A 1,359-nucleotide genomic window follows, 5' to 3' on the forward strand; every position below is an offset into this window, starting at 1 on the left:
TTCGACCAATGGTCGCAAAGTATGGGCATTTAGCAGGTGTCGCGGCAGCCAACGCTCTAATCATTAGTGATCACGTATCTAATATAAAGCGCATCAGCAAAATTATTAATGAGTTGGATAGTCCATCGAAATACGAGCTTGAAGTTATTCAGCTTCAGGAGGCGTGGGTGGGCGATATGGTTAAACTGCTTGAGGAGCTGGCCCCGAGTGAGCTTGGTCAGTCCGCTCAAAGCAAAGGCGCTAACAAGTTTTCTGTCGTAGCTGATCAGCGTAGTAATCGATTGATTCTTCGAGGTGATGAGCCATTTCGAGAGAAAATGCGCAGTCTTATTTCCAAGCTTGATCAGCCGTCTTCAACCGGTGGCAAAACGAAAGTGGTTAGGTTGAAGCATGCCGATGCAGAAGAGATTGCTGAGCTTCTTAGTGGATTGATGGGCGACATAGTGAGTGAGGAAGCTGCAGAGAAAGGACAGGCTGCGCCCAAGGTTGATGCAAGTGTATATGCAGACGAAGGCCTGAATGCATTAGTGATACGTGCCGAGCCTTCCTTGTTGCAAGAGCTTGAGGGTGTGATTGAGGAGTTGGATGTTCGCAGAGCTCAGGTTCTGATTGAGGCTGCGATTGTTGAGATTCAGGATAATACAGACAATAAACTGGGTATTCAGTGGGCGTTGTACGATGAAGGCGCATCTATTCCAGGTGCCTTTACCAACTTCAACGAGATTGGTTTGAGTGCGGCCAACCTGCTTGGTGCCTTAATTGATAAAGATAACGATCCCAANGGTGATTTGGATCCAAGTCTTTTGGGTTCGCCGACCACGGGTTTGACGCTTGGCGTGGGTGATACCAACAGTAATGGGGTCAGTTGGGGAGCATTGGTTCAGGCCTTAGAGGGTGATGCCGGTGCGAACGTACTATCAACGCCTAAAGTGATCACAATGGATAACCAAGAATCATCGATTATTGTTGGTGAGAACATTCCGATTATTACCGGTCAGTCGAGTTCTGGCGGCGCAGGCACTTCAGATCCGTTTACAACGATTGAGCGCGAAGATGTTGGTGTAAAACTGATCGTGACGCCAAGTATTAGTGAGGGTGACTTGGTTCGTCTTGAAATTGAGCAGGAGATCTCTGGTGTTTCTCCTTCAACGGCTGGAGCCGATATTATTACGACAAAGCGTCAAATCAAAACTAATGTTCTTGCGGATGATGGTGAAACGATTGTTTTAGGTGGTTTGATTCGTGATGATGTTCGAATGAGCGAAAGTAAGGTGCCGCTACTAGGAGATATCCCTTGGTTGGGCGCGTTGTTTCGTAGCTCTTCGGAAGTCGTGACAAAACAAAATCTATTGGTGTTTT

1 protein-coding gene is annotated in these 1,359 nt (G+C 47.1%); it reads left to right on the forward strand.

Annotated features, from left to right (window positions below):
* Nucleotides 1-1,359, forward strand: a 1,359-nt coding sequence (gene gspD / locus A3750_RS16150) for a type II secretion system secretin GspD (protein WP_068548441.1), incomplete at both ends; no start/stop codon positions are given.

It is taken from the genome of Oleiphilus sp. HI0079 (assembly GCF_001635105.1).